Here is an 11466-nt window from a genome sequence, read left to right on the forward strand (position 1 = left end):
GCAGAGAAGATCAAGCCGCTGCCGGTCGCCGAAATGGCCAAGCGCTACAAGTCGGGCAGTCTCGACCCGAAGTTCGGCTGATTTCAATCTCTCGGAACCGCTGGACTATTCCGGCGGTTCCTGTGCTTGCCCGCGAGATATGACTTATTGAAGCGTCCGCAATGGCGGCTGGCCGGCACGGTCACGCGCGATGCCGGCATCGGCATCCTCGAACGCGCGATCGAGCCCCGTCGCCACGACCGAGACCCGGAAGCGCCCCTCCATGCTCTTGTCGAAGATGGCACCGACGATGATGTCGGCGTCCTCGTAGACCTCTTCGCGGATCCGGGTGGCGGCCTCGTCGACCTCGAACAGGGTCATGTCCCTGCCGCCCGATATCGAGACCAGAACGCCCTTGGCGCCCTTCATCGACACTTCGTCCAGCAACGGATTGGCGATCGCGGCTTCGGCCGCCTTCATGGCCCGGCCCTCGCCGGATGCCTCGCCGGTGCCCATCATGGCGCGGCCCATGTCGCGCATGACCGATTTCACATCGGCGAAGTCGAGATTGATCAGGCCTTCCTTGACGATGAGGTCGGTGATGCAGCTGACGCCGGAATAAAGCACCCGGTCGGCGATGACGAAGGCATCGGCAAAGGTGGTCTTGGCGTCGGCGATGCGGAACAGGTTCTGGTTGGGGATGACGATCACCGTGTCGGCGCTTTCGCGCAGCCGTTCGATGCCCTCCTCGGCCATCTGCATGCGGCGCCTGCCCTCGAAGGTGAAAGGCTTGGTGACGACGCCCACCGTCAGGATGCCGGCCTTGCGCGCCGCCTGGGCGATGATCGGAGCCGCACCGGTTCCGGTGCCGCCGCCCATTCCCGCGGTGACGAAACACATATGCGTGCCGGCCAGGTGATCCATGATCTCGTCGAGCGATTCCTCGGCCGCGGCGCGGCCGATCTCGGGGAGCGATCCGGCGCCCAATCCTTCGGTGACGTGGGCGCCGAGTTGGATCAGCCGCGTTGCCTTGGACATGGTCAGCGCCTGGGCGTCCGTGTTGGCGGCGATGAACTCGGTCCCCTGGAGCTGCTCCGCGATCATGTTGTTGACCGCATTGCCGCCGCCGCCGCCGACGCCGATCACGGTGATCTTGGGCCTCATCTCGGAGATTTCGGGCTTCTTGAACTCGGCCATGCCTGTTTCTCCTTCGCCAATCGCGCGCGTTTCACTGCCCATCCGCAGGCTGCCGCCGCACATTGCGATCGAGCGGCATGACGCGAATCAGTCCGTTCGATAGCTACCCCAAAAAGCCAGAGTGCGGCCAGAGGTGCAAGGGCGCCCGAGGTCAAGATTTATGATGGCGACAGCAACGACCTGCACCCATCACACGCTTGCATTGGGCAAAGCCCTCAGGTCCAGGACCACCGTATCGGCAGTATTGCTTGCGGCGCTGTGATCGACGCGTCTATCTTCGGGCCGGGGCTCGCAGATGCGTAGGGAATCCGGCAAGCACATTTCCAGTTGACCGCCGAATCCGTCCGACACCTCATGGCGACGGCAGAATCGCTTATCGACAAGGAATGACCATGGAACCAATCTGGGCCGTCGGCCTGATGACCGGCACCGTGCTTGACGGCAATATCGATGTCGCGCTGATCAAGACCGACGGCGAGCGCATCGCCGATTTCGGCACCTATCGGCTGATGCCCTATCCGCCGTCGATCCGCTCGCTTCTGGAAGACACGCTGAAACAGGCAAGAGCCTGGAACTTCAATGGACCCGAGCCGGAAATCTTCCGCGCGGCCGAGGAAGCGCTGACGCGAGCCCAGTCGGCGGCGGTCAAGGATCTCGTCGAAGGCCATGGAATGACGATGGCCGATATCGGCGTCGTCGGCTTCCACGGCCAGACCGTGCTGCATCGCGCGCCACAGCCCGGCAGGATCGGCCAGACCCGGCAGCTCGGCGATGGCGAGCTCATGCATTCCATCCTGGGCACCAAGGTGGCCTACGACTTCCGCTCGGCCGATGTTCGCGCCGGCGGACAAGGCGCGCCATTGGCCGCAGCCTATCATACCGCGCTGATGCGCAACGTGGGTGCCGGCGGCGAAGTGGCCGTGCTCAATCTCGGCGGCGTCGGCAACATCACCTGGTGGGACGGCGCCGACAATGTCGTCGCCTTCGACACCGGCCCCGCCAACGCGCCGCTCAACGATTTCATCAAGGCCAGGGGCCTCGGCGAAATGGACCGCGACGGCGCGCTGGGCCGCGCGGGCACCGTCGACGAGGCGCGGCTGGCCAAGCTTCTGCAACATCCCTATCTGACCAAGCCTTATCCCAAGTCGCTCGACCGTTTCGACTTCGGCGCCGCGATGGCGGATGGCTTGAATGCCGAGGACGGCGCGGCCCTGCTGACCGCCTTCACCGCCGCCGCCGTCGGCAAGGCGCTCGACCTTCTGCCGACACGACCTAGGAAACTGGTGGTCAGCGGTGGCGGCCGCCACAACCCGACGATGATGGCAATGCTTGCCAGCCGCGCCGGGGTCGAAGTGGTGATGGCCGAAAGCCTCGGCTGGAGCGGCGACGCGGTGGAGGCCGAGTGTTTTGCCTTCCTCGGGGTTCGCGTGCTGCGCGGCCTGCCGATCAGTTTCCCGAGCACGACCGGCGCGCCGCGACCGATGCGTGGCGGAAAACTCGCTGGATAGAATCCGGTCGAAGAAACTCCGAAGGGAAGTCGCTGCGCACTAAGCGCTTCACGATTTCCCTGAAATGCCCTGATCAGCCGCCAACCAATGTCTTCCGCAGGAAAATGCGGTCGCGGCAGACGGGGAAATCGGCAAGCGTGCCGAAAGGCTGGTAGCCATGGCGCTGATAGGTCCTGGCGGCGACCGGATTGAAGGTGTCGATCCAGGCGTTGCGGCAGCCACGCGTCACGGCTTCATGCTCGGCGGCATCCAGCATCTTGCGGGCCATTCGCTGGCCGCGCAGCCTTTCATCCACCCACAGCCACTGCACATAGAGCCAGCCCCATGCGGTGTAGCCGGAAATGCCGGCGACGACCGCGCCGGCATCGTCACGCGCAAACACGGCAAGGGCCTTGCGGCCTGATGCGCCGACATCGCCGTCATTGAATGCCGTCAGGCGCTGACCGAGAAAGGCGAGCTCTTCCGGCATGGGATCGGCGGTCGTTTCAAGCGTTGTGTTCACGGCTTTCCGGCTGGTACGGGCGGGACGAGGTCGAAGACCCGCCCACGGTTGAGGATGTTTCCGGGGTCGAAGGTTGCCTTCAGCCGCCGCATCGTCGCGATCTCGGCGTCGCTGCGCACCAGATGCAGCCATGGCTTCTTGTCGAGGCCAATGCCGTGCTCGGCAGAAACACCGCCTCCGGCCGCCGCCACGCCGCGATAGACGATGTCGTAGGCCAGCGCCGGATCCACCGTGCGGACCTGATAATGCAGATTGCCGTCGCCGAGATGACCGAAGACATAGATGTCGGCGCCGGGATCAGCGGCGTGGATTGCAATGTCCGCTTCCCTCAGGAAGGCTCCCATGCGCGCCAGCGGGATGCTGATGTCGACCCCGACCAGACCTTTCATCGAAAACAGAACGCGATTGGCATCCTCGCGCACGTCCCACAGAGCCCGAAATTCGCGCGGCGACTGCGAGACGACGACGTCGTCGACAATGCCATCCTCGACCGCCCGCATCAGCACTTCGGCGAAGCGGTCGCCGTCACGCTCGGGTTCGCTGCCCTGGATCTCGGCCAGCACGTAGACCGGAGAGCCCGCAGGCAGCGGCGTCGGCATGGCCATGCTGGCAACCATGATATCGTAGAGCGGCGCGAAATTGACCTCATAGGCGGACAGAAGCGGGCCGAGCCTTTGCCGCAGCAGTCCCAACAGGGCGATCGCCGCGTCGAGCGAAGGGAGCGCGCAAAAGGCGTTGATCTCGGACGCCGGCTTCGGATGCAGCCGCAGCGCGGCGCGGGTAACGACGCCAAGCGTCCCTTCGGTGCCGATGAAGAGCTGGCTGAGATCGTAGCCGGAATTGTCCTTCGGCAGGCCTTTCAGCGATGTCAGCACGCTGCCATCGGCAAGCACGGCTTCGAGGCCCAAAACCTGCGCCCGGTACATGCCGTAGCGCAGGACGCGGATGCCGCCGGCATTGGTGGCGATATTGCCGCCGATCGTGGCCGAACCACGCGCCCCGATGTCGACGCCGAACATCAGCCCGGCGCCATCCGCCGCCTCCTGCACGGATTGCAGCGTGGCGCCGGCGTCGGCGACGATGCTGGCTTCCTGGCGATCCGGCGAGGCCAGGCCCGTCATCCGCTCCATCGACAGCACCACCTCACCGGGCTGGGCGCGCGCGGCGCCGGTCAGCCCGGTGCGCCCTCCCTGCACGACAAGAGGTTGGCCGAGACGGCCGCAGGCGATCAGCGCCGCCGCGACGCCCTCTGTGTCTCGCGGACGCAGAACCGCTTCGGAAAGCGCGCCCAGCTTGCCGTCGGGATCGTCGCGGTAGCGCTGGTCCACGTCGGGGCCGGCGAGTACACCGCCCACGCCCAGGCGGTCGCCGAGAGCCGCTAGAAGCTGTTGTGTTTCGGGTGACATCGACCAATCCTAGTCATGATCGCGCGCCGGTCAAACCCTCGTCGTGCTGCGCGACCGTCTGGACAAAAGGAAGACCGTCGGCCATGCCATGCCTGCGGTCACCCGGCCACGCGAAGCGTTGCGGACAGGACAGCGGCCGCCACGGAGATGTCCTGTTCGATGGACAGCCGAACGGCCGCGGCGTCGCCCTGATCCAGCGCCGCGACAATCCTGACATGCGCGTCATTGGACTGCGGAACGTAGGCATCGGCCTGCATGAGCAGCGTGAGATAGGGCCCCACCCGACCCCAGAGGTCGCGGACCATGTTGAGCAGGATCGGCGCGTCGGCATGCTGGTAGATGGCGAAGTGGAACGCTTCGTTCAGCTTGAGATAGGCCTTGGCGTCGCCTGCCTCGATGGCGTGCTGCATGCCGGAGAGCGTGGACTTTATCTCGGCCAGCCCGCTCTGCGTCATGCGCGATGTGGCCAGTTCGCCCGCCAGCCCTTCGACGGCGATGCGGATGCGTGTCAGTTCCTCGAAGGCAGGCGAGGTCAGCAGGGGCACGATGACCGAGCGGTTGTTCTGCATTTCGAGCAGCCGCTCGGCGACAAGCCTCTGCAGCGCCTCGCGGATCGGCGTCGTCGAAATGCCGAAGGTTTCGGCGAGCTTGCGGATCACCAGTGCCTGGCCAGGGCTGAAGCCGCCCGAAATCAACTCCTGCTTGAGCGCGCCATAGGCGCGGTCATTCAGGGTCTGGTGCTCGAGCTTCAGCATGCACGCGGCCCGTCACCAATGCGACAATGCGCGGTCGAGCGTCTCGGCCAGTTGCTCGGCATTGTCGCGGGCGAACGGCAGAGGCGGGCGGATCTTGAGCACATTGCCGCGCGGACCGCACGACGAGATCAGCACGCCGTCCTCGCGCATGGCTTCGACGATCGCCGACGTCTTGGTGGCGGCCAGGGCGTCATCGCCTTCGGCCGTCAGTTCGACGCCGAAATAGAGGCCATTGTGCCTGACATCGGCGACCATGCCGTGCCGGCCGCGCAGCGTGTCCAGGAGTTCGCCCGTATAGGCGCCGACACTGCGCGCATTCTCGATCAGCCCCTCGCCTTCGATGACATCGAGCACCGCCATGCCGACGGCCGCCGCGACCGGATTGCCGCCGAAAGTGTTGAAATAGCCCGTGTTCGAGCCGAACGAAGCGACAAGCGTCGGCCGCACCAGCACGGCGCCCATCGGATGGCCATCGCCGATCGGCTTGCCCATGGTGACGATATCCGGCTCAATGCCATAATTGGCGAAGCCCCACATGCCCTGGCCAAGCCGCCCGAAACCGGACTGGACCTCATCGGCGATGACGATGCCGCCGGCGTTTCTAACGTGATCCGCCGCCTCGCGCATGACAGCCGCATGGGGAAAGAAGATGCCGTCGCTGGAAAAGGCCGAGTCGAGAATCAGTGCGGCGGGCTGGATATTTTGTGCGCGCATGTCGGCAATGGCGGCGGCCACGTTGCTGGCGAAATCGCGCGCGGCGCGGCCATGGTCGCGGAACGTGTCAGGCGCCGCGACAGTGCGGTGATGCGCGGGCACACCTTTGGCGCCAACCGCGGCCGGCGACAGCTGCGCGGTGGCGATCGTCGCGCCGTGATAGGCGAAATCGGTGATGATCACACCTGTCCCGCCACTGGAGTACTGGGCGATGCGGATGGCAAGGTCGTTGGCCTCGCTGCCGGTGCAGGTGAACATGGCGTGGCCGAGATGGGATGGGACGGTGCCGAGCAGTCGTTCCGCGTAGTCGAGGATGATCTCGCTGAGATAGCGCGTGTGCGTGTTGAGCGTGGCGGCCTGCCCGGCCAGCGCCTCGACGACGCGCGGATGGCAGTGCCCGACCGAGGCGACGTTGTTGTAGGCGTCGAGGAATTTGCGACCCTGTGCATCGTAGAGCCAGACCCCGCTGCCGCGCACCAGATGGATCGGGTTCCGGTAGAAGGCGCGATAGGTCGGTCCGAGCAACCTGGCGCGGCGTTCGAGCAACGCGCTTTCCGACGCCGTGGCATCGGCATTTGCAGGATATGGCGAGGGCTGGGACACGAGCATCTACTCCGGATTGGAATGGTCGAGGAAATAGCGGCGGGCATCCGCGGGCGAGAGTGCATCCAGCCGTTCGAGCGAGGTCCAGACCTCGGTGATGAGGCGCAGGACATAGGCGCGCTTGGCCGGGAAGCGCTCGGCCTGCCAACTGGCGATGTTGGCTATGAGGGCAAGCCTGGCGCGGATCAGGTCGAAAAGAATGCCGATCTCTTCCGCCTCGAGTGGCTGCACCGACTGGTAGCCGGCGACGAAGCGCGCGGCCGGCGCCAGCGGGTGGCCTTCCGCCGGCCAGCGGTAGACGGCGCCGATGGCGAGGTCGCAGATCAGCGGCGAATGGATCATGTCCCCGAAATCGAGAATGCCGGTGACCAGCTCCGGCCGCGAAGCGTCCATCACCACATTGTAGGAATTCATGTCGTTGTGGACGATCTGGGCGCGCAGTTGCGGGATAATTGGTGCCGCGTGCTCTTCGAAGGAGTCGATCGCGCGTTCGACCAAGGCCCGATGGCCGGCATCGGCGATGTCGGCCGTCATCGGCCGCGTCTTGGCGACCTTGCGGATGTCCCAGAGCAGGTCGCTGCCGGCAGCGGGATGGAAGAAGCCGCGCAACGCCTTGCCGAGGCGGGCGAGAAAGATGCCGACATTGCGATCCTGTGCGACTGACGTCGGCGAGCGCGACAGCAACACGCCCGGAAGATAGGTGACCAGCCGGATGATGCGCGGCGCTGACCCGGCTACGCTGATCGCGAATTGCGCTTCGCCCCCCAGGCTCTTGCGCACCGAGGGCACCGGCAAGGTGGGGTCGACCAGCGCGATGTGATCGAGCGCCTTGTTCTGGAAATCGGTGAAGCCCGCCTCTTCCGCCGGATGCGAGATTTTCAGGACGAACTCGCCATCTTTTTCGGTTTTGATGTGGAAGTTGTGGTCGCGTTCGCCAGGCAATGGGCGCGCGGTGCCGGTGAGCCCGTAGTGCCTGCCCAGAATGGCGAGCGCGTCGACTTCGGACGCATCCGGCGCGTCCTCGGCGAGTGTCTCGCCGAAAATGTCGAGCGCGGCCGCGCTCATGCGCTGGCCCCGGGTTCGATGGGTTCGAGGCCGCACCAGTCGGCGATGAACAGCGCGATGGTCTGGGTGACCTTGCGCACCGAGTCCAGGTCGACGGCCTCGTCATAGCCATGCGGCATGCGGCAGATCGGACCGTAGACGATCGCCGGCGTGTCGGCATAGAGGCCGAAGAAACGCGCATCGGTGGTCGCGGAGGTGACATGCTCCTGCAGCGGTTCGCCCCAGACGGAGACATGGCTGCGCCGCAGCACGTCCTCCATTTCGTCGGCGTCCTCCAGCACATAGCCCTCGGCCATGAAGCCGTTATAGGTCATTGTCGGCGGGCGATTGGCCAGGAACGGGTCGGCGCGCGCCGCGTCGGCGATGCAGGCCTCCAACTCGGCCCGGGCGCTGTCGAGGCTCTGGCCGGGATAGGTCGCAACCCGCATCTCGAAGACACAGCGCGCCGGCACGCTCGACGTCCACTCGCCGCCTTCGATCTTGCCGAGATTGAAACGGATCGGGTGCGGATGGTCGCAGAAATGCGGATCATCGACCTTGCGCGCGTTCCAGACGATCTCCAGCCGCTTCAGCGCCTCGATGATGAGGAAGGCCTTTTCGATGGCGTTGGATCCGGCGGAGAAGGCGCCCGAGGCATGGCGCGGATCGCCGTCGACCTCGACCCTGAACCAGATCGGCCCGACCTGCGCCCGCATCAGCTTCGGCTCCAGCGGCTCGGGAATGAAGGCGGCGTCGGCACGGTAGCCGCGCTGCAGGCAGGCGAGCGCGCCATTGCCGGTGCACTCCTCCTCGACCACCGACTGCAGGAAGACGTTCGCGGCCGGTTGGTAGCCTAGGACGCGCAACGCGGCCAGCGCATAGAGGCAGGCGGACAGGCCGGCCTTCATGTCGCCCGCGCCGCGCCCGTGCATCCAGCCATCCTCGATCGCCGGGTCGTAGGGATCGCGAACCCAGCGGTCGACCGGTCCCGTCGGCACCACGTCGATATGGCCGTTGAGGATCAGCGAGCGGCCGGTCGCATTTCGCGGCGTGTGGGTGGCAACAACGTTGAAAGCATCATCATAGGAAACCGCCACAGGCGAAAACCCCGGCAGGTCGCGGATAGAATCGACATCGACCCGCCACATGTCGACGGTATAGCCGTGTGCCTCGTAGGCTGCCGCCATGAACGATTGCGCCGCATGTTCCTCGCCGCGCTGCGAAGGGAAGCGTACGAGATCGGCCAGGAAAGCGACCTGTCGCGCGAAGCCATCATCCACCGCGCTCAGTATGGCCTCGTCCGAGATCCGTTCAGGCATGATATTCACTTTCCCATGGATGGTGTATCATATCTCATATGCCATTTATGTGAAATGCAAAGTGGCGCGCACGCCCAGACGTCGGTCCACAGCCGCCGATTCAATGCCGCCACGGAGTTGGGAGTTGGCAACGGCCGCCGCAAGCCGGTACTGCTGTCCGGCCACAGTTGAAGAGGAAAGCGTTGATCGTCGACGACTCGATACCGGCCGAAATCACCGATCTCGCACCCGGCTACCGACGCCTGGCGGCGGGCAAGCTTGCCAACGCGGTGACATGGATGGAGGCCCGCGCGCCGCAACCCGGCCTCGCGCGGCCCTTGGCCATGACCCGGATCACCAGCCCCGATTGCGCTTCGTACCGGGCGATCTTCCTCGAAATCGGCGCGCCCTGGCTATGGGACCGCGTATCCGAAATGTCCGACGCCGATATCACCGAACATTTCGCCGATCCGCGGCAGCATCTTTACTACGGTCATGATGAAAGCGGCGCGCATCTTGGCATGGTCGAATTCTTCGTGGCCGACAACAACGACATCGAGATCACCTATTTCGGCCTGTTCCCGTCCCTGACCGGCCGTGGTTTCGGCAAGCGGCTCATGGCCGGCGCGCTCGACCTGGCGTGGCGTCTCGATCCGAACCGCGTCTGGCTTCATACGAGCAGCTTCGATCATCACAGCGTCATCGGTTTCTACAGCGCCTGCGGGTTCGTGCCTTTCGCCACCGGGTTCGAGATCGTTGACGATCCCCGTTTGAAGGGAACCCTGCCGCGCACCGTCGCGCCGCAGATTCCGCTCATCGAACCGGAATGGAGCGGAATTGACGCGCCGAGCAGCGTCAACGCAACCTCGTACTCTCGGGCAACGCCGCAGGCTGCGCGGAGATAGATGAAAACAGCCCCGCCACCCGCCACGCATGCATCGCCGCACCATCGGCGTTGGGTCCGCCGCGAGACCATCCTGTCGGCATTGACGCGGCATATCGATACGCGGATCGTGCTGTTCGCCGCGCCCGCCGGTTTCGGCAAATCGACGACGATGGCGCAATGGGCGACGGAAGTCGCACGCCACGCCCGGCTTACCGCGTGGCTATCCTGCGAGGCATCGGACAATGACGAGGGTGCCTTCCTTTCCCATATGGTTGGGGCCCTGCGCCATCTAATGCAGACGCCGGCGGAACTCGACCTGGCTTTCCAGTCGAGCCCGATCCCGCAGCTCGACGTGGTGCTGGCCGCACTGCTGGCTGGACTTGCGGGACGCGGCGACGGCATCACTCTGTTCTTCGACGACTATCACGCCATCGAAACGCCCGCGATAAAGCGGTTCATGGAGCGCCTGACGCGACAGGCGCCCTGCAATGTCGCGTTCGTCATCGGTTCACGCAGCCTGCCCGACCTGCCACTCGGCAAGCTCAGGGTGATTGGCGACGTCTTCGAGATCGGCCCGGACGATCTGCGCTTCGGTTCTTCGGAAGCCGAGGCGTTCTTCAACGAGAAGCTCGGCCTCAGCGTCAGCAGCGGTACGGTGGAGACCCTGTGCGCGCGCACCGAAGGCTGGGCCGCCGGGCTGCAACTGGCGTCGCTGTCGCTCAGCGCCGCGAATGCGCCCGAAACCGTGATCGGCAATTTCAGCGGCGCCAACCGCAATGTCGCCGACTTCCTGATGGGCGAAGTCTTCCTGGAACTGCCGCCCGCCATTTCGAGATTCCTGCTTTACAGCTCGGTCTTCGAACGGTTCAGCGCCGAGGCCTGCCGGGCGGTGATGCGCGCCGCGGACGCCGAAGCGGCGATCACCGAAATCGAGACGCGCAATCTCTTCCTGGTGCCCCTCGACGAGGAGCGGCGCTGGTTCCGCTATCATCACCTGTTCCGCGACTTCCTCAGCCGCGAAATGGAACGGCGTGAACCGGAGATGATCGCGCCGCTGCATCTGGCCGCCGCCGAATGGTTCGGCGAACGCAAGATGCTGACCGAGGCCATCGGACACGCGCTGGCCGCCGGCGACCAGGCCCGCGCGGCGGTGTTCGTCGAAAACAATGCGCTCGACCTCATCGCCCAGTGCCAGCTTCTCTATGTGCGGCAGTTGCTCGCACTGCTTCCGAGGAAGTTGATCGACCAGCGCATCCGGCTGCAGCTTGTCGTGCTCTGGCTGGCCGTTCACAGCAGCCAACCCGAGATAGCCAGGCAGACGCTGAGCAGCGCGCGCACGCTGATCGAAACCGGACCAGTGGACGGCAGCGATCCCGGCACCTTGGCCGGCACCACGATCGAGGCCGAGCTCGCTGTGCTCAGTTCCGCCGTGCACAGCACGCTGGAGCAGTTCGAGGAGGCCCGCGACACCGCGCTCGCCGCCTTGCGCGTCATCGCGCCCGATGCGTGGTTCATGGAGGGCGCGACCGCCAATGTCATCGGCTACAACCTCTATGCGCTGGGCGACCTCGATG

At 65.3% G+C, this 11466-nt stretch carries 9 protein-coding genes and 1 pseudogene; 3 read left to right on the forward strand and 7 right to left on the reverse strand.

Annotation, left to right across the window (positions count from 1 at the left end; genetic code table 11):
- Positions 1 to 144 precede the first annotated feature (144 nt).
- The gene (gene ftsZ / locus WC739_RS21300; protein WP_372954980.1) at positions 145 to 1176 is read right to left on the reverse strand and encodes a cell division protein FtsZ; all 1032 of its coding nucleotides are present in this window, start codon (positions 1174 to 1176) and stop codon (positions 145 to 147) included.
- Between the two features lie 392 nt (positions 1177 to 1568).
- On the opposite strand from ftsZ, the gene WC739_RS21305 reads away from it, so the two are divergent.
- Positions 1569 to 2684, forward strand: a complete 1116-nt coding sequence (locus WC739_RS21305; protein WP_372954981.1) for an anhydro-N-acetylmuramic acid kinase — start codon at positions 1569 to 1571, stop codon at positions 2682 to 2684.
- A gap of 73 nt (positions 2685 to 2757) precedes the next feature.
- Here WC739_RS21305 and WC739_RS21310 read toward each other — a convergent pair whose 3' ends face one another.
- From WC739_RS21310 to WC739_RS21335, 6 genes are all read right to left on the reverse strand, one after another.
- The gene (locus WC739_RS21310; protein ID WP_372954982.1) at positions 2758 to 3186 is read right to left on the reverse strand and encodes a GNAT family N-acetyltransferase; all 429 of its coding nucleotides are present in this window, start codon (positions 3184 to 3186) and stop codon (positions 2758 to 2760) included.
- Positions 3183 to 4592 carry an FAD-binding oxidoreductase gene (locus WC739_RS21315; protein ID WP_372954983.1) on the reverse strand — a complete coding sequence of 470 codons (1410 nt, stop codon included), beginning with the start codon at positions 4590 to 4592 and terminating at the stop codon, positions 3183 to 3185. The genes WC739_RS21310 and WC739_RS21315 overlap by 4 nt, the downstream gene beginning before the upstream one ends.
- Before the next feature lie 98 nt (positions 4593 to 4690).
- Positions 4691 to 5347, reverse strand: a complete 657-nt coding sequence (locus WC739_RS21320; RefSeq protein WP_372954984.1) for a GntR family transcriptional regulator — start codon at positions 5345 to 5347, stop codon at positions 4691 to 4693.
- Between the two features lie 12 nt (positions 5348 to 5359).
- On the reverse strand, positions 5360 to 6670 hold the full coding sequence (locus tag WC739_RS21325) for an aspartate aminotransferase family protein (protein WP_372954985.1): 1311 nt from the start codon (positions 6668 to 6670) through the stop codon (positions 5360 to 5362).
- Positions 6671 to 7729: a phosphotransferase gene (locus tag WC739_RS21330; RefSeq protein WP_372954986.1), complete on the reverse strand. Its 1059-nt coding sequence runs from the start codon at positions 7727 to 7729 to the stop codon at positions 6671 to 6673. It abuts the gene before it with no gap.
- Positions 7726 to 9027 carry an ArgE/DapE family deacylase gene (locus tag WC739_RS21335; RefSeq protein ID WP_372954987.1) on the reverse strand — a complete coding sequence of 434 codons (1302 nt, stop codon included), beginning with the start codon at positions 9025 to 9027 and terminating at the stop codon, positions 7726 to 7728. Before WC739_RS21335 ends, WC739_RS21330 begins: the two co-directional genes overlap by 4 nt.
- A gap of 278 nt (positions 9028 to 9305) precedes the next feature.
- On the opposite strand from WC739_RS21335, the gene WC739_RS21340 reads away from it, so the two are divergent.
- Positions 9306 to 9911, forward strand: a complete 606-nt coding sequence (locus tag WC739_RS21340) for a GNAT family N-acetyltransferase (protein WP_372954988.1) — start codon at positions 9306 to 9308, stop codon at positions 9909 to 9911.
- Positions 9912 to 11466: pseudogene (locus tag WC739_RS21345) on the forward strand (LuxR family transcriptional regulator); the annotation flags it as partial.

It is taken from the genome of Mesorhizobium sp. (assembly GCF_041661565.1).
Lineage (GTDB): Bacteria > Pseudomonadota > Alphaproteobacteria > Rhizobiales > Rhizobiaceae > Mesorhizobium.

Bases quoted from the DNA above. Each gene is read 5' to 3' on its own strand.
- ftsZ (WP_372954980.1), bottom strand. From the start codon at position 1,176: ATGGCCGAGTTCAAGAAGCCCGAAATCTCCGAGATGAGGCCCAAGATC.
- WC739_RS21305 (WP_372954981.1), top strand. From the start codon at position 1,569: ATGGAACCAATCTGGGCCGTCGGCCTGATGACCGGCACCGTGCTTGAC.
- WC739_RS21315 (WP_372954983.1), bottom strand. From the start codon at position 4,592: ATGTCACCCGAAACACAACAGCTTCTAGCGGCTCTCGGCGACCGCCTG.
- WC739_RS21320 (WP_372954984.1), bottom strand. From the start codon at position 5,347: ATGCTGAAGCTCGAGCACCAGACCCTGAATGACCGCGCCTATGGCGCG.
- WC739_RS21325 (WP_372954985.1), bottom strand. From the start codon at position 6,670: ATGCTCGTGTCCCAGCCCTCGCCATATCCTGCAAATGCCGATGCCACG.
- WC739_RS21330 (WP_372954986.1), bottom strand. From the start codon at position 7,729: ATGAGCGCGGCCGCGCTCGACATTTTCGGCGAGACACTCGCCGAGGAC.
- WC739_RS21335 (WP_372954987.1), bottom strand. From the start codon at position 9,027: ATGCCTGAACGGATCTCGGACGAGGCCATACTGAGCGCGGTGGATGAT.
- WC739_RS21340 (WP_372954988.1), top strand. From the start codon at position 9,306: ATGGAGGCCCGCGCGCCGCAACCCGGCCTCGCGCGGCCCTTGGCCATG.